The following is a 19,414-nucleotide window of genomic DNA, read 5'->3' on the forward strand; positions in this document are numbered from 1 at the left end:
TCACGCATAGGGTTGGATATTCGCCCCACGATTAAGTCGTTTGGACGCCGGTTTTCGCAAACCGATGCTGTTCGATTTCTCGTCGGGCTTGGCGGCAATGCCGTGCGAAGAGAGGTTGAATGGACGAAGAAGGGGTATCGCCGGAAACGGCGAACGAGGCGGTGACAACGGTAACCGACCGTCGTGCCCTGTTTGCCGTACCCGGTCTGGTGCTTGCTGGCGGAGCGCTCGTCTGTGCCACTGTTACGCTATTCGTGCTGCTCGGTGTCACGCCGATTGCCCCGACCTCGCACGTCGTGATCGGCTCAGTCGTCATCAATTCCTTTTTTGTCCTCGGCCTGATCGCGCTGATCGGTCGCGAAGTCGCGCGGCTTTACAAGGCCCGCACGCGCGGCCGGGCCGCCGCGCGTCTGCATATCCGCATCGTCGTGCTCTTCTCCATAGTTGCGATCACGCCGGCGATCCTGGTGGCGATCTTTGCCAGTATCACGCTGAATGCCGGTCTCGATCGCTGGTTTGCCCTGAGGACCCAGGCAATCGTCAGCTCGTCCCGGAATATTGGCCAGGCCTATATGCTGGAAAACGCCAGCTATCTGCAGGGCCAGACGGTCTCGATGGCAAATGATCTTGAGCGCAACCGCGCGCTCTACAGCCTCGACAAGACCGGCTTCGCCGATTTGATGACGCGGCAGGCGAGGGGCCGCGGCCTGCTCGGCGCCTTCCTTGTCGAGCGCGACGGCTCGGTCAATATCCAGGCCGACATCGCCACGGAAAAACCGCTGCCTGCTATTCCGCAGGATGCGCTGGAAAAGGCCGCTGCCGGCCAGCCGACGCTGATCCCGCCCGGCGTGACCAACCTCGTCGGCGCCATCATCCGGCTCGAAGCGATACCTGGAACCTTCCTCTATACCGTGCGCGCGGTCGATCCTAAGGTCATGAACGCCATGCGCATGATGGAGGAGAACGCCACCGAATACCGCTCAATGGAGGCGGGCCGCGTCTCGCTGCAGATCGCCTTTGCGGTCCTCTATATCGGCTTTGCGCTGATCGTGCTGCTGGCGGCGATCTGGACCGCGATTGCAGTGGCCGACCGTATCGTCCGGCCGATCCGCTTGCTGATTACCGCAGCCGACAGTGTTGCATCCGGCAATATGGATATCGTCGTGCCTGTCCACGCCGTCGATGGCGACGTTGCCAGCCTGTCGCGCACCTTCAACAAGATGATCTCGGAAATCCGCACACAGCGCGACGAGATCCTCGAGGCGAAGGATGAGGTGGACGACCGCCGCCGCTTTATCGAGGCCGTTCTGTCGGGTGTTACCGCTGCCGTGATCGGCGTCGAGCAGGATCGGCGCATCACTATCGTCAACAGTTCTGCCGAGACTCTGATGGCGCTGCAAGCAGATCAGATGCTTGGCAAGCAGCTGTCTGAAATTGCCCCCGAAGTGGATCAGGTGCTGACGGAAGCCGCCTCCCGTTACCGTGGCGATTTCCGCAAGCAGATCGCACTGGTCCGCGGCGGCACGGTGCGCACGCTCAGCGTCCAGGTGACCCGCGAGGAAGTGCGCGATCTCAGCGAATCCTACGTCATCACCCTCGATGACATCACCGATCTCGTCATCGCCCAGCGCTCGACCGCCTGGGGCGACGTGGCCCGCCGTATCGCTCACGAGATCAAGAACCCGCTGACGCCGATCCAGCTGTCGGCCGAACGCATCCGTCGACGCTACGGCAAACAGATCGACGAGAATGACCGCGCCGTCTTCGACCAGTGTACGGATACGATCATCCGGCAGGTGGGCGATATCGGTCGGATGGTCGATGAGTTTTCGGCTTTTGCCCGCATGCCGAAGCCGACCAAGGAGCAGAGCGATCTGCGTGCCATCCTTCACGATGCGATCTTCCTGCGCGAGATGGGCAACAATCACATCGCCTTCCAGCAGGAGCTTGGTGAGGAGCGGCTGGAAGGCGCCTTTGACAGTCGCATGCTGGGCCAGGCATTCGGCAATCTCATCAAGAATGCCGTCGAGGCGATCGAAGCCGTGCCGAGCGAGGAGCGCGAAGCGCGCAAGATTCTCGTCCGCGCCTCTCTCGACGAAGCGCGTGACCGCTTCACAGTCGATATCATCGACAATGGCAAGGGCCTTCCTATCGAGAACCGCCACAGCATTCTGGAGCCCTATATGACGATGCGCGAAAAGGGCACCGGCCTCGGCCTCGCCATCGTCAAGAAGATTATCGAGGAACATGGCGGGCAGCTCGAACTGCACGATGCGCCCGCAGATTTTGACCAGGGAAGAGGAGCCATGATCCGCGTGCATCTGCCGCGCCGCGACGTGGCCACGACCCCGTCAGCCAGTGATAAGGAAAGCGTTTATGGCCTCTGATATTCTCGTCGTCGATGATGAGCATGACATTCGCGAGATCGTTGCCGGTATCCTGTCGGATGAAGGGCACGAAACCCGCATGGCGCATGACAGCGACAGCGCCCTTGCGGCAATTTCCGACCGCGTGCCTCGTCTCGTCTTCCTAGATATCTGGATGCAGGGCAGCAAGCTCGACGGTCTCTCGCTCTTGGACGAGATCAAGACGCGCCATCCCGATCTTCCTGTTGTGATGATTTCCGGTCACGGCAATATCGAGACGGCCGTCTCCGCCATCAAGCGCGGCGCTTTCGACTTTATCGAAAAGCCGTTCAAGGCCGACCGGCTGATTCTGATTGCCGAGCGGGCGCTGGAGAATTCCAAGCTGAAGCGTGAAAATATCGAGCTGAAGCGCCGGACTGGTGACGCGCTGGAGCTGATCGGCACGTCTGTTGCCGTTTCGCAGCTGCGCCAGACGATCGAAAAGGTTTCTCCTACCAACAGTCGTATCATGATCTTTGGCGCATCCGGCTCCGGCAAGGAGTTGGTGGCGCGCATGATCCATAAAAAGTCGGCTCGTGCCAACGGCCCCTTCGTGGCGCTAAATGCCGCCAACATCACGCCCGACCGAATGGAAGTCGCGCTCTTCGGCACCGAGGGCGGACCGGGGCAGGCGCGCAAGATCGGCGCGCTTGAAGAAGCTCATCGCGGTATCCTCTATCTCGACGAAGTCGGCGAAATGCCGCGTGAGACGCAGAACAAGATCCTGCGCGTGCTGGTCGATCAGCAGTTCGAGCGTGTGGGCGGTTCCAAACGGGTGAAGGTCGATGTGCGCATCATCTCCTCGACCGCCTACAATCTGGAAAGCCGCATCGCCGAGGGCTGGTTCCGTGAAGATCTCTATCATCGCCTTGCTGTCGTGCCGGTGCGCGTGCCGCAGCTTGCCGAGCGCCGCGAGGATATCCCTTTCCTCGTCGATCAGCTTATGCGGCAGATTTCCGAACAGGCAGGCATCAGACCGCGCCGCATTGGCGATGATGCCATGGCCGTGCTGCAGGCACATGACTGGCCGGGCAATATCCGCCAGCTTCGCAACAATATCGAACGTCTGATGATCCTTGCCCGCACCGACGGTCCGGACGCGCCGATCACGGCGGACATGCTGCCGACCGATCTTGGCGACATGCTGCCGAAGGTCTCGGCCAAGAACGACTATCACATCATGACGCTGCCGCTGCGCGAAGCCCGGGAAATGTTCGAGAAGGATTACCTGATCGCCCAGATCAATCGCTTCGGCGGCAACATCTCCCGCACGGCCGAATTCGTCGGCATGGAGCGCTCGGCGCTGCACCGCAAACTGAAATCGCTCGGCGTCTGATCTTTCTCTGACAGGGCTCGTGTCACCCTGGTTCCTCCCTTTTGCCTGAAGCAGGTTTTGAATGCCAAGAATTGCCTATGTGAATGGACGTTACGTGCCGCATTCTAACGCCATGGTGCATGTGGAGGATCGTGGCTATCAGTTTGCCGATGGCGTCTACGAAGTCTGCGAGGTGCGTCACGGCATGATCGTCGACTTGACCCGGCATCTGAACCGTCTCGACCGTTCGCTTAGCGAATTGCGCATCGCCTGGCCGATGAGCCGGGCGGCCCTGACGCAAGTGATTCGCGAGACGCTGCGCCGCAATCATGTGCGCAACGGGCTCTTCTATCTGCAGGTGACGCGCGGCGTCGCCCGGCGCGACCATGTCTTCCCGGCCGACGGCACGGCACCCTCGATCGTTGTGACGGCCAAGAGCACCGATCCGTCAATCATTGCCAGGAAGAACGCTACCGGCATCAAGGCGATCACCGTTCCAGACAACCGTTGGGACCGCGTCGACATCAAGACGGTCGGCCTGCTGTCGAACGCGCTTGCGCGCCAGCAGGCAAAGGAAGCCGGCGCCCAGGAAGCGATTTATATCGATGCCGATGGCATGGTGAAGGAGGGGGCTGCAACCAATGTCTGGATCGTCGATGCCGACGGTACCTTGGTAACGCGGCCTGCCGAACATGGCATCCTGCGCGGCGTCACGCGCACGACCCTCATCGATGTCGCAGCCAAATTGGGTCTCGATATCGTCGAGCGGAAGTTCTCTCTTTCGGAGATGATGGCAGCCCGCGAGGTCTTCATCACCGCCGCCACAAGCATTTGTTTTCCGGTCGTTTCCATTGATGGACAGGCGATTGCGAACGGTCATCCCGGAAGCCTTTCGCAGAATATTCGCGAAGCCTTTTTCGACGTTGCGGAAAAGATTACGATTTGATACCAAGATTTGCTGGGCAGGAGGAATGAGGGTGCCACCTGCCTTGCTGGAGAGGTTGATTGATATTCTACCGGCTTGATCAGGCCGGCAATAAAGAAAGAAGCGGCGCGATGGCGGAACGTTCTCAGAATCTGCAGGACTTATTTCTCAATACTGTACGCAAACAAAAGATTTCCCTGACAATCTTTCTGATTAACGGCGTAAAACTCACGGGCGTTGTCACGTCATTCGACAATTTCTGTGTTCTTCTCCGGCGTGACGGACATTCGCAGCTCGTGTATAAGCACGCTATCTCGACAATCATGCCTGGTCAGCCAATGCAGATGTTCGAGAGCGAAGAAGCAGCGTCCTAAACAAGGCCGGCCGTCATTTCGACACGCGATACAAAGAACGATTCCATCATCCCTGAAGCCGCCAAGCACAGGGATGATATGCGCGCGACCGTTGTCGTGCCGGTGCTGAAATCGCGCTCGCGCGGCGGGCAAACCGAATCGGCATCGACCCGCACGCCGGAAAGCCGTCTCGACGAAGCGACGGGTCTTGCTGAGGCGATCGATCTCGATGTCGTGAACGCTTCCATCGTGCCGGTCAATGATCCGCGGCCGGCGACACTGCTGGGCACGGGCAAGATCGAGGAAATCAAGCACCTGCTCGACGAGCGTGATTCCGGTCTTGTGATCGTCGATCATCCGCTAACGCCGGTGCAGCAGCGTAACCTTGAAAAGGAATGGAACGCCAAGGTCATCGACCGGACAGGCCTGATCCTGGAAATCTTCGGCCGCCGCGCCTCCACCAAGGAAGGCACGCTGCAGGTCGATCTCGCGCATCTGAACTATCAGAAGGGCCGCCTGGTTCGAAGCTGGACCCACCTTGAACGCCAGCGCGGCGGCGGCGGCTTCATGGGTGGTCCGGGTGAAACCCAGATCGAAGCCGACCGGCGCCTGTTGCAGGACCGTATCATCAAGCTTGAACGCGAGCTGGAGCAGGTGGTGCGCACCCGCCAGCTTCACCGAGCCAAGCGCAAGAAGGTACCGCATCCGATCGTGGCGCTCGTTGGTTATACGAACGCCGGCAAGTCGACGCTGTTCAATCGCATCACGGGCGCAGGGGTTCTCGCAGAGGACATGCTCTTTGCGACGCTCGATCCGACGCTGCGCCGCATGAAGCTGCCGCATGGCCGCACCGTCATCCTGTCCGACACTGTCGGCTTCATCTCCGACCTGCCGACTCATCTGGTCGCCGCCTTCCGCGCGACGCTGGAAGAAGTACTTGAAGCTGACCTCATCCTGCATGTGCGCGACATGTCCGACCTGGACAACCAGGCCCAGAGCGCTGACGTGCTGCGCATCCTGAACGACCTCGGCATCGACGAGGCCGAAGGCCAGCGACGAATCCTCGAAGTATGGAACAAAATCGACCGGCTGGAGCCTGAAAGCCATGATGCTATCGTGCAGAAGGCTTCCGGCACGCAGAATGTGATTGCCGTTTCTGCGATCAGTGGCGAGGGCGTGGACAGGCTGATGGACGAGATCAGCCGTCGTCTGTCTGGCGTCATGACGGAAACGACGATTACGCTGCCCGTCGACAAGCTGGCGCTGCTGCCGTGGCTCTACGATCATGCCGTCGTCGATAGCCGTGAGGACAATGAGGACGGTTCGGTGACGCTCGACCTGCGTCTGTCGGAAACCGAGGCTGCCGAACTGGAACGCCGCATTGGCAATGGTCCGAAGCCTGCCAAGGAAGACTGGGAGCGATAGGTCCGTTTGACGGAGTTTAGTCCGCCCCGGTCGCGACTGCCCGTTCTATCGCCTTGGCTGCCTGCCAGATTTCCTCCATCCGCTCTAAGCTGGCTGCCTCCAGCGTCTCACCTTCTGCATCAAGAACCGTCTCAATGTGGTTGAATCGGCGCCTGAATTTGGTGTTCGTTCCCCGCAGCGCCTGTTCCGGATCGGCCTTCACGTGTCGGCCGATATTGACGACCGCAAAAATCAGGTCGCCGAGCTCATCGGTGACCTTTGATTTATCGCCCTCGCGCAGTGCGACGCGCAGTTCGTCGACCTCTTCCTGGATCTTGTCGAGGATCGGTTCGGGTGCCGACCAGTCGAAACCGACCTTGGCGGCGCGCTCCTGAAGTTTGAGCGCCTCTGTCAGGGCAGGAAAACTGCGCTGCACCGAGCCAAGGAAGCCGGCTTTGAAAGCTTCTGACATGCCGCGGCGCGCCCGGCGCTCCGAACGCTCGCGCTTTTCAGCCTGTTTGATCTCGTCCCACTGTTTCTTCACAGCATCGGGCGTGTCCGCGTCCGAACGAGCAAAAACATGCGGATGCCGGCGGATCATCTTGCGGGTGATGGCTTCCACAACATCACCGAAGGAAAATTCGCCTGCTTCTTCGGCCATGCGCGCATGAAAGACCACCTGCAGCAGCAGATCGCCGAGTTCGTCGCAGAGGTCGTCCATGTCGTTGCGCTCGATAGCATCGGCAACCTCATAGGCTTCCTCGATCGTGTAGGGCTTGATGCTTTCGAAATCCTGCTCGATGTCCCACGGGCAGCCGGTTTTCGGATTGCGGAGAGCCGCCATGATCTCGATCAGGCGTGAAATGTCTTTCGAAGGTTCCATGGTCTCTCAGTTCAGCGGAATGTCGTTGGAGCTTTTGGCGGCCTGATAGGTATTGGAGAGGCCGGCATAGCGCGATTTGATCCGTGCCGTCTGCGCCTTGAGCGCGGCTCTCAACTGCTCATCCTCGGTTTCGACTAGATCGGCGATTGCGAAACTCTTCCAGAATGCATTCTGGCGCCGATAGCCGCCGGGCTCGAGCCCGAAGACCTCCTTCAGGATTTTCAGGTCATGCGGGATCGCGAAGCTGTCACGCGAATCCTCGTGGCTGAAGAAATAATAGAAATTATCAAAGCCGGCCCAGGTGATTGCGGACATGCACATCGTGCAGGGTTCGTGCGTCGAAAGAAAGATCAGGTCCTTGGTCGCCGGCTTGTCGTTGAGTTCGTAGAAGCGTTTCAGCGTATGCACTTCGCCGTGCCAGAGCGGATTTTCCAGCTCGTTATTGGTTTCGGCGACGATGACCGACAGATCGGATTTGCGCAGGATCGCGGCGCCAAACACCTTGTTGCCGGTGGCGACACCAAGTTCCGTCATCGGCAGGATATTCTCTTCCATGACCTGCAGCAGGCGGGCGGCGATTGTCTTTTCCGGCATGAAATTCTCCTGTTCGTCCCATCCTAGCGCCCATCGGAGTGAAGCGGAATGCGCAACTGTTTCGCAGGCGACTTTGCCACAAGCTTTCTTGGTGTCGCCGGTCATTCGGCAGGCGGTCTGCCGCGAAAAAACCTGGTGGTGGCTCACGATATGTGGTTTTTGCGCCGCACGGGTGAGTTTTCTCAAATCATTGGTCAACCGGGTAAAAGAATACGCCGCTGGCCGGCCTTTGGAATTCTGTTTCTTCATACGCTTGCTTGGAAAATGCATATTCGGCCATCTTCGAAGTGGATCGAGAATGCCTTCCAGGACTGAACAGCTTTCGGTATTTCCCGCCTTCTTTCGCGTGGAAGGTCGGGTTGCTGCCGTTTTCGGCAATGGCGATGAAGCTTTCGCCAAGGTTCGCCTGCTCATGAACACGCAGGCGCGCATCATCGCGCATGCCGATCGCCCCGAGGCCGATTATCACGCCTTCCTGATTGCCAATCGTATCGAAACTGTCCGCGACTCCTTCGCGCCCGAGCAGCTTGAAGGTACTGTTCTGGTATTCGCTGCGACTGGCGACGCCGAGCAGGATCGCCGAATCGTCGGAGCGGCCCGCGCGGCGAAAATCCCGGCCAATGCCGTCGACCAGCCCGAATACTGCGATTTCTACACGCCGGCTCTCGTAAATCGTGCGCCCGTTGCCGTCGCGATTGGTACGGAAGGCGCCGGTCCCGTGCTCGCCCAGATGATCCGGGCTCAGATCGACCAGCTTCTGTCGCCCTCTCTCGGGCGCCTCGCAACGCTTGCGACGAGCTATCGCAAGGCAGTCGAGCATCTTGTCCCACGCGGCGTTTCCCGCCGCATCTTCTGGCGTCGTTTCTTTTCCGGCCCTGTGGCAAATGCCGTTGCCAGCGGCAATCTCCCGCAGGCCCGCAGCGCCGCCAATGGCCTGTTGCGCTCGCTTGATCGCGTCGAAGGCTATGTCTGGCTGGTTGGCGCCGGTCCGGGTGCCGAGGATCTGCTGACGCTGCGTGCTCAGCGCGTCATGATGGAAGCTGATGTTATCGTCTATGACGCGCTCGTGCCGCAGGCGATCGTTGATATGGGCCGCCGCGATGCCGAGCGTCTTTCGGTCGGCAAGCGCAAGGGGTGCCATTCAAAATCTCAGGAAGAGATCAACGACCTTCTGGTCGAGCTTGGCCGCCGGGGCAAGCGCGTCGTGCGCCTGAAAAGCGGAGATCCCTTGGTCTATGGCCGGGCAGGGGAGGAAATGGCCGCTTTGCGTGCTGCCGGTATCTCCTATGAGATCGTCCCGGGCATCACCTCGGCCTTTGCCGCCGCTGCCGATTTCGAACTGCCGCTGACGCTGCGCGGTGTTGCCTCTTCGCTGGTCTTTACGACCGGTCATGATCTGACCGGTGACGTTCTGCCTGATTGGGCGAGCCTTGCCGTTTCCGGTGCGACAATCGCCGTCTACATGGGCCGCACGGTCGCGGCCTCTGTCGCCGAGCGGCTGATGCAGGCCGGCATTCCCGCCGAAACCACGGTCGCTGTCGTCGAGAATGCCAGCCGCGCCGACCGCCGCCTGTTGCACGGCACCCTGAGCGATCTTCCCGACCTGCAGCATCGTGACGAATTGACGGGGCCGGTGATGGTCGTTATCGGCGATGCGGTCGCAGGCGCCAACTTCGAACTGTCCGAACCGCTGGTGCGTGAGCGTGTCCGGTTCGATGAATTTGTAAGGAGCTGACATGGTAGACAAGGTTCTGACCGCCAACCGCCTGACGGACGGCGTTGCAGTCTGGCTGAATGCTAATGGCGAGTGGGTACTTTCGTTGCAGGAAGCGCTCGTCGCTCGCCATGCCGAAGCCGTTGCGGCCATCGAGGAGATCGGCAAGAAATCCTACGCGGACAACAAGGTCGTTGACGTCGCAGTCGTCGACGTCCAGGAAGTCAACGGTCAGCTCTGGCCGCTGCGTCTGCGCGAGCGCATCCGCGCCCAAGGCCCGACCATGGAATATGCGCCCGGCTACAAGCCGGCTGATCCAGAATTCATTGCAGTCTGAGGAAGACGATGTACCGTTACGACGAATTTGACCACGCCTTTGTCGCCGAGCGCGTCGAGCAGTTTCGCGACCAGGTCCAGCGCCGCCTTTCGGGCGAACTGGCCGAGGACGCGTTCAAGCCGTTGCGCCTGATGAACGGTGTCTACCTGCAGCTCCATGCCTACATGCTGCGCATTGCCATTCCCTATGGTACGCTGAGCTCGCGTCAGCTGCGCATGCTCGCCCATATCGCCCGCACCTATGACCGCGGCTATGGCCACTTCACCACCCGTCAGAACCTGCAATTCAACTGGCCGAAACTATCGGAAATCCCCAATGCGCTTGCCGACCTCGCGACCGTTGAAATGCACGCGCTCCAGACCTCGGGCAATTGCATCAGAAACGTGACGGCCGATCACTTCGCCGGCGCTGCCGCCGATGAGATCGCTGATCCGCGCCCTTACGCCGAAATCCTGCGCCAATGGTCGTCCGTCCACCCGGAATTCTCCTTCTTGCCGCGCAAGTTCAAGATTGCCGTGACCGGTGCCGAGCGTGACCGCGCCGCCATCCAGGTCCACGATATCGGCCTGCATTTGAAGAGGAATGACAAGGGCCAGATCGGTTTCGCCGTCTATGTCGGCGGCGGTCAGGGCCGCACACCGATGATTGCCAAGCTGATCCGCGACTTCCTGCCGGAAGAGGACCTGCTCTCCTACACCACCGCCATCGTGCGCGTATACAATCTTCACGGCCGCCGCGACAACAAGTACAAGGCGCGCATCAAGATTCTCGTGCATGAGACCGGTGCCGAAGAGCTCGCCCGCCAGGTCGAGGTCGAGTTCGCACAGCTGAAGGATTCCGAGCTGAAACTGCCGGAACGGGACGTTCAGGCCATTGCAGCCTACTTCGCGCCGCCGGCCCTGCCGGAGCGTTCCGAGGGCTGGGAAAATCTGGCTCGCTGGAAGAAGGCCGATCCGGCTTTCGCGCGTTGGGTCCAGCAGAACGTCCAGCCGCACAAGAACCCCGATTACGGGATGGTGACGATCTCGCTGAAGCCGATCGGCGGTATTCCGGGCGATGCATCCGATTCCCAGATGGATGCGATTGCCGATATCGCCGAAGAATATGCCTTCGACGAAATCCGGGTCAGCCATGAGCAGAACCTGATCCTGCCCCATGTGGCGCTCGCCGATCTCGAAGCCGTCTATCGCGGCCTTGTTGCCATCGATCTCGCCGAAGCCAATGCCGGCCTGATCACCGATATCATTGCCTGTCCGGGGTTGGACTATTGCGCGCTCGCCAATGCGCGCTCCATCCCGGTCGCGCAGGAGATCTCCCGTCGCTTCGGCGATCCCGCCCGTCAGGCGGAGATCGGCGAGCTGAAGATCAAGATTTCCGGCTGCATCAATGCCTGTGGCCACCACCATGTCGGCCATATCGGCCTGCTGGGTGTGGAGAAGAAGGGTGCCGAACTCTACCAGATCACGCTTGGCGGCTCCGGTGACGAGCACACCTCTATCGGCGAAATCATCGGTCGCGGTTTCGAGCCCGACAAGGTAACGGATGCGATCGAGACGATCGTCGATACCTATCTCGGCCTGCGTCAGGACCCATCGGAAACCTTCCTCGCCGCCTATCGCCGCGTGGGCCCGCAGCCTTTCAAGGATGCGCTCTATGGCTCGGCGGCGGAAGCGGCATAAGGAGGGGATGATGATGAAGATCTGGAGAGAAGCCGGTTTTGTCGAGAACGATCCCTGGGTGGTCGAGACCGACGAGGTAAAGGCGACGGGCGATCAGAAGCCGCTTTTGACGCTCGACGAACTGATCGCCAAGGCCGACGAGAGCAACGATGTCAGCTTCGGTGTGCTGATCAAGCCGGCCGACGATGTCTTGAAACTTGAGCCCTATCTCTACCGCCTCGAAATCGTCGCGGTGGCTTTCCCGGCCTTCAACGACGGGCGTGCCTTCAGCCATGCTTCACTGCTACGTCAGCGTCTTGGTTACGCGAATGAACTGCGTGCGGTCGGTGATGTGTTGATCGACCAAGTGCCGCTGATGCTACGCGTCGGCATCGACAGTTTTGCTGTCACCAACGAGACGGCGATCCGCCGGCTGTCGGAAAAGCGCCTGCCGTCCATTCCGCATCATTATCAGCCTGCGGCGCGTGACGCCGAAGCCGGCAAAGGCTATAGTTGGCGCCGTCAGGCAAAGCCGGCCGCCTGAGGCTGCCGGTTCTGCCGTCTTTTGATGACGGAACGATAGCATGAGCAAATTCGAAGTGGCGGTGATCGGCGGCGGTCTCGCCGGTATGATCGCCGCGGTCGCCCTGGCACGCGGCGGCCGCACCGTGGCGCACGTCGCCCCTCCATCTCTCAAGGATGATCGCCGCACTACGGCGCTGATGGACCAGTCGATTCGCTTCCTGGACCGGCTCACGCTTTGGGAAAAGCTCCGTCCTGCTGCCGCGCCGCTCACCAGCATGCGCATAGTCGACGGCACAAACCGCCTGTTGCGTGCGCCGACCACGACCTTCCGCTCCGCCGAAGTGGGACTCGATGCCTTCGGCTATAATTTCCCGAACAAGGCATTGATGGACGTGCTCGAAGCTGCCGTGGCCGCCGAGGGCAATATCACCCGTTTCACCGACATGGCTGAAACGATCGGGATCTCCAAGGACTCTGTAACTGTTACGCTCACAGGCGGCGGAGAGGTTGCCGCCGATTTCGCCATTGGCGCTGACGGCCGCAAGTCGAAGCTGCGGGAGACGGCCGGCATCGATGTGCGCACCTGGTCTTATCCGCAATCGGCCATGGTGCTGAATTTCACCCATACGCTGCCGCACCAGAATATCTCCACCGAATTCCACACGGAGCACGGCCCGTTCACGCAGGTTCCGCTGCCGGGCAACCGTTCCAGCCTCGTCTGGGTGCAGAATCCGTCGGATGCGACGGCACGCGCCGAGCTTTCACTCGCCGAACTCAGCAATGTCGTGGAAGAGCGCATGCAGTCCATTCTCGGCAAGGTCGAGGTTGAGGAGGGCGTGCAGATCTGGCCGCTGTCGGGCATGATGGCGCATCGTTTCGGCAAGGGGCGCTTCGCGCTGATCGGTGAAGCCGCCCATGTTTTTCCGCCGATTGGCGCGCAAGGTCTCAACCTCAGCCTGCGCGATATCATGGCCCTGACCGATCTTCTATGCGTGCACGCCGAGTTGCCCATTCCCGCCGATGCCGGTAGCAGCTTCGATCGAAAACGCCGCGCCGACATCATGACGCGCACGGCAAGCGTCGATCTCTTGAACCGTTCGCTGCTCTCCGACTTCCTGCCGGTGCAGGTGCTGCGCGCTGCAGGCCTGCATGTGCTGTCTGCCATTCCGCCACTGCGCAACATCGTCATGCGCGAAGGCATCGAGCCGGGCCGCGGCTTTCGCGATATTCCGGACGCGATCAAGGAACGGCTAAAGCGGAAGAAAGCCTGATTTTTGCAATCGGACAGAGCGACGATAGTCGCGGTGATCAGCACTATCGCTGAGACCCATTCCTGCCAGCTACCAATAGCCGGGTGATGATGAATGATACTGGCTGACAGATCTCCCGGTTGGTTGAGGCAGGAGAGGCTCCCGGTCACCCGATTTGCATCAGGATTGGAAAGGTCTGCTGGAACCAGATTGCAACATTGCTCACCCATCCGAGCAGAAAGGCGAGGCCGGTCAGCACGAGGAAGATGCCCATAACCTTCTCCACCGTGCCGAGATGCCGGCGGAAGCGCGACAGGAAGCGCATGAAGGCCCCCGAAAAACCGGCAGCGATCCAGAAGGGTACGGCAAGGCCGAGCGAATAGATGGCGAGCAGCCCAGCGCCGGAGCCGACCGTTTCGCGTGACGCAGCAACGCCGAGGATTGCCCCAAGCACCGGCCCGATGCAGGGCGTCCAGCCGAATGCGAAAGCCAGTCCCATAACGTAAGCGCCGGTCAGCGTTGCCGGCTTGCCGCTACTCTGGAAGCGGGCTTCCCGCGCCAGAAAGCCGACGCGGAAAAGCCCGAGGAAATTCAGCCCCATGACGATGATGATCAGGCCGCCGATCTTGGACAGCAGATCAAGGTGCTGACGCAGCACCATGCCGATCGTGGAAGCACCGGCACCGAGCGCCACGAAGACAGTCGCAAAGCCGAGCGTGAAGAAAAGTGCAGAGAAAAGCACGCCGCGCCGTACATCCGGTGCCGCAGCAACCGTGCCACCGCCGCGGAACTGCTCGACCGAAATGCCCGCCATATAACAGAGATAAGGCGGAACGAGTGGAAGCACGCAAGGCGACAGGAAGGAAAGCGCTCCGGCAATCAGCGCGCTCCAAAGGGAAATATCGGCAATCGACACGCATTCTCTCCGGCAGCAATCGAGCGATGTTCCTACCGCCGCAAAAGGGGGATTGCCAATCACCTTTTTGCGCTGATCGGAGTTGGCGAGCGAACCCGTGCGTTCCGAAGCGGGACAGAGCATGTGGATACTAACTGGCTATAAACCATCACAGACACTGTGAATGGATCGACTCACGCGCTCTCGCTCGTATCGCCGGGCATTTGCGGACACCCCACTGCAAATGCCGGGAGGTCCGGCTGGGTATGCGAGAGGCCGATGCCGGATCTCCCGCTGGCGGTCGACCCATCACTGCTAGTGGTGTGAACAGGAGTTGCGCCCTCGGGATTGCGGAAATAGCTGTAAGATTTCCGATATAAAACCGCATTCAGTTGCGGTGACTGCGTGATAGATTGCCGCCAGAGAATCTACGAGGAGAAGCATTTATGAGCAGATTTCGGGCATTTGTGGCGGTCGGAGCGCTGATTGGCATTTCGGTGTTGACGGCATGCGCAACTCCCCCGAATTCATACGGCTCGGCGTCAGGCTACGTGCCAGGAGATTCGTTGAACAGAGCATGCCAGGATGGTTTCCGGCCGAGAGACGGCCGTTCCTGCAGCTATTGACGACAACCGGACGAGACATCGAGCCGGCAGGATCGTTGCGAGCCGCTTAGAGCACTCTTGCTCATCCGTCCGGCAACATCCCGTCAGTGCAGTTGCGGCTCGCCCTCATCTTCATCGAGGAAACTTCGCACGCCATCTCGCTCTGCTGTAGCCAGGAATTCTTCCCAGGCGTCCAGATCCGTGGCAAATTTATCTTCCCAGATCGTCACGATTTCGGTTTGGGAGATGACCTCGAGGGTCCAGTCTCCATTGGTGCCCGCCGGCCGAAATATATCGACGAGCACGGTTATTCCGCCGTCTTCGAACTCGCCGGAGAAATCAGAGTGTTCGAGTTTCGGTTCCTGGGTCTTCTTCGCCATTTCAATCTCCGGCACCGAAAGGTGCATCATTCTCATAAGTACCCGCGATATGAACGTGTCGCATTCTCGGACGTTGGTCGTCGGACGAGCGCGATCAGGCCGATTGCCTGAGCCTTCGCGCACCCAACCTTACGTCGATTCGCAAATCGTCATCTCTACCGCAGTGAAAATAAAAGGAGTTTTTGGTGAGAGCGATGGGATTCGAACCCATGACCTACTGATTAAAAGTCAGTTGCTCTACCGGCTGAGCTACGCTCTCCCTCTCCGCGGGTGCGAAGCACCCCGGCTGGAAGTGCGCGGAACATAGGCAGGCGACCTACTGTGGTCAACCGAAAAATCTTCTCATTCAATATATCGGACACATTTCTTGCGCACGACCATTTTTTTAAACCGGCATTACCCCAACATTCCCGATTGAGCGCAACAGATCTGGAACTCATTAATTCGGTAAGTGTGATGACAGCGATGCCAGTCAACGCGCAAAGATCAGGCACTTCATCGAAGAATAGGTAACTTCCCGCAGTCGAAAGCTGGCGATCCGATGGGCGCGCCGCAGAAAGCAGAATTACTCGAATTGCGCCAAGGCCGATGCCGCGGCGGGCACCAACCTTTGATGCCGCGGGATTAAAGCTGACCGGTGCCGCGGCTTTCCAGAGTCGCGGATCGCTCTAAATAGATGGAGAGCGATGCCGAAACCGCTGCGTCAGACTCAACTCTGGATATTGCTTTCGATCCTTGTCAGTTTCCTGTCGAACAACTTGCGCCAACTGCGCCATCCGGCTGTTTCCTTACGGATATTTCATGTTTTTCAGCCGCATTTCCGTACCATCATAAGGGCATCGGTAATGTTGGGTTCATCTTCATTATGATTATTTCGGCGTGAACCAAGCCTGACACGAGGCAAGCATATATCGAGGATTAGATGGACAGTTTGGAAGCTGGCAAAGAGACCGTAACAGGCGCAAACGCCGATCTGGCTGCCGTGCTTGCTGCCGGCCGGCGGAGCGGAGGGCGTCGCTGGCGTGGCCGGCTGATCGTCCTGGTGCTTTTGATCCTTGCCGCCGCGGCTGCTTCCTATTTCTACATGGGCCGAAGCCGCGCTGAGTTCACCTACGCGACGCAGCCGGTCAAGCGCGGCGACCTGACGGTGCTCGTCACCGCCACGGGTTCGGTCCAGCCGACCCAACAGGTGGATATATCGAGCGAACTGTCGGGCACGATGCGCGACGTCAATGTCGACTATAACAGCACTGTCAAGGCAGGCGATGTTCTGGCCGTGCTCGATACGAATAAGCTGGAAGCGGACGTAAAGAGCTCTCGCGCCAAGCTCAATTCGGCAAAAGCCAATGTGGTCAAGGCGAATGCCGATCTGCAATCGGCGGCGACATCGCTTGATCGCTTGAAGAGCCTTGTCAAAAGCAACGTCTCCACCCAGCAGAGTCTTGACGACGCGACCTACAAATATGACTCGGCAGTCGCCGCCAAGGATATCAACGAGGCCGACGTGCTGGCCTCCGAGGCCAACCTGCAGCTTGCCGAGGTCAATCTCGGCAAGGCAAAGATCGTCTCGCCGATCGATGGCGTGATCCTGACCCGCTCCGTCGATCCAGGTGCAACCGTTGCCGCCTCGCTCTCGGCGCCCGTGCTGTTCACCATTGCCGGCGATCTGAAGAAGATGGAGCTGCAGGTGGATATCGATGAAGCCGATGTCGGCCACATCGCCGTCGGTCAGAAGGCGACCTTTACGGTCGATGCCTATCCGGATCGCACTTTCCCTGCTGTCATCGAGCAGATCCGCTTTGCTTCGGAGGTGGTAAACAATGTCGTCACCTACAAGGCTGTCCTATCGGTGGACAACGCCGACCTGCTGCTGCGCCCCGGCATGACGGCGACATCAGATATTACCGTCGAGGCCATCAAGGATACGCTTATGGTCCCAAACGCGGCCTTACGTTATGCTCCGCCGCAGACGGAAGCGCGTAGTGGCCGCGGTGTCTTAAGCCTTTTCCGCCCGCCGCGTCCATCGCGCAGTGGTGGCGGCGATCCGAAGCTGACCGGTACGCAGCGCCGCGTTTGGGTGCTTCGTAACGACCATCCGGCACCGGTCGTGATCCAGGTTGGATCCTCCGACGGCCAGTTCACACAGGTCATCTCGGGTGAGCTTACCGAAAAGGATGCTGTTATCACCGATGCCGCAGCGCGGACGAACTGACGGGAGCCAATGATGGAACGCCCGCCACTTCTTGAATTCAGGCAGGTCTCGAAAGTCTACGGCGAGGGCGCTGCGGCCATCCGTGCGCTTGATCATGTAGACCTTTCGATCCGCACGCATGAATTCGTCGCGATCATGGGGCCGTCCGGCTCCGGCAAGTCTACGGCGATGAATATTCTCGGCTGCCTCGATGTACCAACCTCCGGTGACTATGTCTTTCAGGGCATTTCCACAAGCGGCTTTGATCGCAGCCAGCTGACGCTTCTTCGCCGTCATATGCTGGGTTTCGTCTTTCAGGGTTTCAACCTGTTGTCGCGCACATCGGCAGTCGAAAATGTCGAACTGCCGCTGATCTATCGCGGCATGGCGGTCGGCGCGCGGCGAAAGCGCGCCAAGGAGGCACTCGGCCTCGTCGGCCTGTCGGGCCGGGAGCATCACAAGACGCAGGAACTCTCCGGCGGTCAGCAGCAGCGCGTGGCGATCGCCCGCGCCATCGTGACCGAACCTGCACTGCTGCTCGCCGACGAGCCGACTGGCAATCTCGATACCAAGACCAGCATCGAGATCATGGATCTGATGACCCGGCTGAACCGCGAACAAGGCATCACTATCGTCATGGTCACGCATGAGCCTGATATCGCCGCCTATGCGGGGCGCCTGCTGCGCTTTGTCGATGGCAAGCTGGAAACCGAAGCGGAGCATCAGCGGAGGGCACATGTTCTTTGAAACGCTGAAGCTCGCGCTGCGCGCCATCCGCCGCAACCTGCTGCGGTCCTTTCTCACTGTACTCGGCGTCGTCATCGGCGTAGCCGCGGTTATCGCGCTTGTGACCATCGGCAACGGCACAACAGCGCAGGTTTCTACCGAGCTTTCGCGACTCGGCACAAACATGCTCTTCGTGCGCCCGGGCCAGTTCGGTCCCGGCCGGGCCAGTTCCGAGGCGCGGCGCTTTACGCTGAAGGATGTCGAGGCGATCCGCGATCAGGTTTCCGGCCTTCGGGCAGTTGCGCCGTCCAATCAGTCGACGGCAACCGTCATTTTTGGCGGCCAGAACCATTCCACCACGGTATACGGCACGACCAATGACTATTTCATCGCGCAGGACTGGGACCTGGCGTTCGGCCGCAATTTCACGCCGGCCGAGGAACGAGGCCAGTCGCGCTGCATCATCGGCGAGACCGTGCGCGAACAGCTTTTCGGCGCCGCCGATCCGACCGGTCAGCAGATCCGGGTCGGCAAGGTTTCCTGCCCGGTCATCGGCGTCCTGGCAAAGCGCGGTCAGTCCGGTATGGGCAACGATCAGGACGACGTCGTCGTCATGCCAGTCAAGGTTTTCCAGCGCCGCATCAGCGGCAGTTCCAACGTGCCGACGATCCTTATTTCGGCTCGTGACGGCGTCTCGACCTCGAAAGTGCAGGCCGATGTCGAGAACCTGCTGCGTGAACGCCGCAAGATCATCCCTGGCCGCCAGGATGATTTCAACGTCAACGACATGACGCAGATCGCTGAAGCCATGACTGGCACGACGACGCTGCTGACGGGCCTGCTTGGGGCGGTCGCCGCTGTCAGCCTGCTCGTTGGCGGTATTGGCATCATGAACATCATGCTCGTGTCGGTTACGGAGCGTACGCGAGAGATCGGTATTCGCCTAGCCATCGGCGCTCTCGAAAATCAGGTGCTGACGCAGTTCCTCGTCGAGGCTGTCGCCCTCTCGCTCTTCGGCGGTATCGCCGGCATTCTGCTCGGCCTGACGCTCGCATACGGTACAGTCAGCTTCCTCAATGTCCCCTTCGTGGTCAGCCCGCTCATCATCTTCATCGCCTTCGTCTTTTCGGCGGCGATCGGCATGATCTTCGGCTTCTTCCCTGCCAGACGTGCAGCGCAGCTTAATCCTATCGAGGCGCTGCGCCACGAATAGCGTTTGGCCGACCTGATCGTGCTCTCCTGCTTCTCACGGGC

19 protein-coding genes and 1 tRNA gene are annotated in these 19,414 nt (G+C 59.9%); 15 read left to right on the forward strand and 5 right to left on the reverse strand.

The window, feature by feature from the left end:
* Positions 1-119 precede the first annotated feature (119 nt).
* The 5 genes from FHX15_RS18935 to hflX all read left to right on the forward strand — a co-directional run bounded on the left by FHX15_RS18935 (position 120) and on the right by hflX (position 6,423).
* Positions 120-2,387, forward strand: a complete 2,268-nt coding sequence (locus tag FHX15_RS18935; RefSeq protein WP_184399799.1) for a PAS domain-containing sensor histidine kinase — start codon at positions 120-122, stop codon at positions 2,385-2,387.
* Positions 2,377-3,741 carry a sigma-54 dependent transcriptional regulator gene (locus FHX15_RS18940; RefSeq protein WP_184399801.1) on the forward strand — a complete coding sequence of 455 codons (1,365 nt, stop codon included), beginning with the start codon at positions 2,377-2,379 and terminating at the stop codon, positions 3,739-3,741. Before FHX15_RS18935 ends, FHX15_RS18940 begins: the two co-directional genes overlap by 11 nt.
* Before the next feature lie 61 nt (positions 3,742-3,802).
* Positions 3,803-4,666: a D-amino-acid transaminase gene (locus FHX15_RS18945; protein WP_184399803.1), complete on the forward strand. Its 864-nt coding sequence runs from the start codon at positions 3,803-3,805 to the stop codon at positions 4,664-4,666.
* 110 nt (positions 4,667-4,776) lie between these two features.
* On the forward strand, positions 4,777-5,019 hold the full coding sequence (gene hfq / locus FHX15_RS18950; protein ID WP_003539403.1) for an RNA chaperone Hfq: 243 nt from the start codon (positions 4,777-4,779) through the stop codon (positions 5,017-5,019).
* 78 nt (positions 5,020-5,097) lie between these two features.
* Positions 5,098-6,423 (forward strand): GTPase HflX, encoded by a 1,326-nt coding sequence (gene hflX / locus FHX15_RS18955; protein WP_184399805.1) that lies wholly within the window; start codon positions 5,098-5,100, stop codon positions 6,421-6,423.
* Between the two features lie 16 nt (positions 6,424-6,439).
* On the opposite strand, the gene mazG is transcribed toward hflX, so the two are convergent.
* The gene (mazG, locus tag FHX15_RS18960) at positions 6,440-7,285 is read right to left on the reverse strand and encodes a nucleoside triphosphate pyrophosphohydrolase (protein ID WP_184399807.1); all 846 of its coding nucleotides are present in this window, start codon (positions 7,283-7,285) and stop codon (positions 6,440-6,442) included.
* Between the two features lie 6 nt (positions 7,286-7,291).
* Positions 7,292-7,879, reverse strand: coding sequence for a nucleoside deaminase (locus FHX15_RS18965; RefSeq protein WP_184399810.1), 588 nt, complete (start codon positions 7,877-7,879; stop codon positions 7,292-7,294).
* A gap of 48 nt (positions 7,880-7,927) precedes the next feature.
* On the opposite strand from FHX15_RS18965, the gene FHX15_RS18970 reads away from it, so the two are divergent.
* From FHX15_RS18970 to FHX15_RS18995, 6 genes are read left to right on the forward strand one after another with little or no spacing between them, the layout of a single operon-like run.
* A complete protein-coding gene (locus FHX15_RS18970) occupies positions 7,928-8,194 on the forward strand; it encodes a hypothetical protein (RefSeq protein ID WP_184399811.1) in 267 nt (88 codons plus the stop codon).
* Positions 8,178-9,614 carry a siroheme synthase CysG gene (cysG, locus tag FHX15_RS18975; RefSeq protein WP_184399814.1) on the forward strand — a complete coding sequence of 479 codons (1,437 nt, stop codon included), beginning with the start codon at positions 8,178-8,180 and terminating at the stop codon, positions 9,612-9,614. Before FHX15_RS18970 ends, cysG begins: the two co-directional genes overlap by 17 nt.
* A 1-nt stretch (position 9,615) precedes the next feature.
* Positions 9,616-9,930 carry a DUF2849 domain-containing protein gene (locus FHX15_RS18980; RefSeq protein WP_184399816.1) on the forward strand — a complete coding sequence of 105 codons (315 nt, stop codon included), beginning with the start codon at positions 9,616-9,618 and terminating at the stop codon, positions 9,928-9,930.
* A gap of 8 nt (positions 9,931-9,938) precedes the next feature.
* Entirely contained in the window at positions 9,939-11,609 is a 1,671-nt protein-coding gene (locus FHX15_RS18985) for a nitrite/sulfite reductase (protein WP_184399818.1), read from the forward strand.
* A 10-nt stretch (positions 11,610-11,619) separates the two neighbouring features.
* Positions 11,620-12,132, forward strand: a complete 513-nt coding sequence (locus tag FHX15_RS18990) for a DUF934 domain-containing protein (protein ID WP_184399927.1) — start codon at positions 11,620-11,622, stop codon at positions 12,130-12,132.
* A gap of 40 nt (positions 12,133-12,172) precedes the next feature.
* On the forward strand, positions 12,173-13,384 hold the full coding sequence (locus FHX15_RS18995) for a UbiH/UbiF family hydroxylase (RefSeq protein WP_184399820.1): 1,212 nt from the start codon (positions 12,173-12,175) through the stop codon (positions 13,382-13,384).
* Positions 13,385-13,529: 145 nt separating this feature from the next.
* Here FHX15_RS18995 and FHX15_RS19000 read toward each other — a convergent pair whose 3' ends face one another.
* On the reverse strand, positions 13,530-14,279 hold the full coding sequence (locus tag FHX15_RS19000; protein WP_184399822.1) for a cytochrome c biogenesis CcdA family protein: 750 nt from the start codon (positions 14,277-14,279) through the stop codon (positions 13,530-13,532).
* 425 nt (positions 14,280-14,704) lie between these two features.
* On the opposite strand from FHX15_RS19000, the gene FHX15_RS31045 reads away from it, so the two are divergent.
* Positions 14,705-14,884: a hypothetical protein gene (locus tag FHX15_RS31045; protein ID WP_246698108.1), complete on the forward strand. Its 180-nt coding sequence runs from the start codon at positions 14,705-14,707 to the stop codon at positions 14,882-14,884.
* An 83-nt stretch (positions 14,885-14,967) separates the two neighbouring features.
* Here the strand turns inward: FHX15_RS31045 and FHX15_RS19005 are convergent, their stop codons facing one another.
* Positions 14,968-15,243, reverse strand: coding sequence for a hypothetical protein (locus tag FHX15_RS19005; protein WP_184399824.1), 276 nt, complete (start codon positions 15,241-15,243; stop codon positions 14,968-14,970).
* A gap of 183 nt (positions 15,244-15,426) precedes the next feature.
* Positions 15,427-15,502: transfer RNA gene (locus FHX15_RS19010), tRNA-Lys, on the reverse strand.
* 663 nt (positions 15,503-16,165) lie between these two features.
* Here FHX15_RS19010 and FHX15_RS19015 point away from each other — a divergent pair.
* From FHX15_RS19015 to FHX15_RS19025, 3 genes are read left to right on the forward strand one after another with little or no spacing between them, the layout of a single operon-like run.
* On the forward strand, positions 16,166-17,455 hold the full coding sequence (locus tag FHX15_RS19015) for an efflux RND transporter periplasmic adaptor subunit (RefSeq protein WP_184399826.1): 1,290 nt from the start codon (positions 16,166-16,168) through the stop codon (positions 17,453-17,455).
* A gap of 12 nt (positions 17,456-17,467) precedes the next feature.
* Entirely contained in the window at positions 17,468-18,181 is a 714-nt protein-coding gene (locus FHX15_RS19020; RefSeq protein ID WP_184399928.1) for an ABC transporter ATP-binding protein, read from the forward strand.
* Entirely contained in the window at positions 18,171-19,373 is a 1,203-nt protein-coding gene (locus tag FHX15_RS19025) for an ABC transporter permease (RefSeq protein ID WP_184399829.1), read from the forward strand. The genes FHX15_RS19020 and FHX15_RS19025 overlap by 11 nt, the downstream gene beginning before the upstream one ends.
* The last annotated feature ends 41 nt before the right edge of the window (positions 19,374-19,414 follow it).

Source organism: Rhizobium sp. BK650, from assembly GCF_014195325.1.
In the GTDB taxonomy this organism is placed as follows: domain Bacteria; phylum Pseudomonadota; class Alphaproteobacteria; order Rhizobiales; family Rhizobiaceae; genus Rhizobium.

Excerpts from the sequence above, each read along its gene's own strand:
- FHX15_RS18935 (WP_184399799.1), top strand. The coding sequence starts at position 120 with ATGGACGAAGAAGGGGTATCGCCGGAAACGGCGAACGAGGCGGTGACA.
- FHX15_RS18940 (WP_184399801.1), top strand. The coding sequence starts at position 2,377 with ATGGCCTCTGATATTCTCGTCGTCGATGATGAGCATGACATTCGCGAG.
- FHX15_RS18945 (WP_184399803.1), top strand. The coding sequence starts at position 3,803 with ATGCCAAGAATTGCCTATGTGAATGGACGTTACGTGCCGCATTCTAAC.
- hfq (WP_003539403.1), top strand. The coding sequence starts at position 4,777 with ATGGCGGAACGTTCTCAGAATCTGCAGGACTTATTTCTCAATACTGTA.
- hflX (WP_184399805.1), top strand. The coding sequence starts at position 5,098 with ATGCGCGCGACCGTTGTCGTGCCGGTGCTGAAATCGCGCTCGCGCGGC.
- mazG (WP_184399807.1), bottom strand. The coding sequence starts at position 7,285 with ATGGAACCTTCGAAAGACATTTCACGCCTGATCGAGATCATGGCGGCT.
- FHX15_RS18965 (WP_184399810.1), bottom strand. The coding sequence starts at position 7,879 with ATGCCGGAAAAGACAATCGCCGCCCGCCTGCTGCAGGTCATGGAAGAG.
- FHX15_RS18970 (WP_184399811.1), top strand. The coding sequence starts at position 7,928 with ATGCGCAACTGTTTCGCAGGCGACTTTGCCACAAGCTTTCTTGGTGTC.
- cysG (WP_184399814.1), top strand. The coding sequence starts at position 8,178 with ATGCCTTCCAGGACTGAACAGCTTTCGGTATTTCCCGCCTTCTTTCGC.
- FHX15_RS18980 (WP_184399816.1), top strand. The coding sequence starts at position 9,616 with ATGGTAGACAAGGTTCTGACCGCCAACCGCCTGACGGACGGCGTTGCA.
- FHX15_RS18985 (WP_184399818.1), top strand. The coding sequence starts at position 9,939 with ATGTACCGTTACGACGAATTTGACCACGCCTTTGTCGCCGAGCGCGTC.
- FHX15_RS18990 (WP_184399927.1), top strand. The coding sequence starts at position 11,620 with ATGATGAAGATCTGGAGAGAAGCCGGTTTTGTCGAGAACGATCCCTGG.
- FHX15_RS18995 (WP_184399820.1), top strand. The coding sequence starts at position 12,173 with ATGAGCAAATTCGAAGTGGCGGTGATCGGCGGCGGTCTCGCCGGTATG.
- FHX15_RS31045 (WP_246698108.1), top strand. The coding sequence starts at position 14,705 with ATGAGCAGATTTCGGGCATTTGTGGCGGTCGGAGCGCTGATTGGCATT.
- FHX15_RS19005 (WP_184399824.1), bottom strand. The coding sequence starts at position 15,243 with ATGGCGAAGAAGACCCAGGAACCGAAACTCGAACACTCTGATTTCTCC.
- FHX15_RS19015 (WP_184399826.1), top strand. The coding sequence starts at position 16,166 with ATGGACAGTTTGGAAGCTGGCAAAGAGACCGTAACAGGCGCAAACGCC.
- FHX15_RS19020 (WP_184399928.1), top strand. The coding sequence starts at position 17,468 with ATGGAACGCCCGCCACTTCTTGAATTCAGGCAGGTCTCGAAAGTCTAC.
- FHX15_RS19025 (WP_184399829.1), top strand. The coding sequence starts at position 18,171 with ATGTTCTTTGAAACGCTGAAGCTCGCGCTGCGCGCCATCCGCCGCAAC.